Annotated in this window: 1 pseudogene; it reads left to right on the top strand. The window is 64.1% G+C overall.

From position 1 onward, the window contains the following. Nucleotides 1-9 precede the first annotated feature (9 nt). Nucleotides 10-357, top strand: a pseudogene (gene eno / locus AB4Y92_RS26785) (phosphopyruvate hydratase); the annotation flags it as partial.

Below are 357 nucleotides of genomic sequence, written 5' to 3' on the forward strand. Positions count from 1 at the left end.
GAGCCTCCCATGACCGCGATCATCGACATCATCGGCCGCCAGATTCTCGACAGCCGTGGCAACCCGACCGTCGAGGTCGACGTGGTGCTCGAAGACGGCTCCATGGGCCGCGCCGCGGTTCCTTCCGGCGCCTCGACAGGTGCGCATGAAGCGGTCGAGCTTCGTGACGGCGACAAGAGCCGCTATCTCGGCAAGGGCGTGCTGAAGGCGGTCGAGATCATCAACACCACCATCGCCGAAGCCCTCGTCGCCATGGATGCCGAGGACCAGGCCGCGATCGACCAGACCATGATCGATCTCGATGGCACCCCGAACAAGAAGAAGCTTGGCGCCAATGCCATTCTCGGCGTCTCGCTC

Source organism: Lysobacter sp. TAB13 (assembly GCF_052113885.1).
GTDB classification, from domain to species: domain Bacteria; phylum Pseudomonadota; class Gammaproteobacteria; order Xanthomonadales; family Xanthomonadaceae; genus Lysobacter; species Lysobacter gummosus.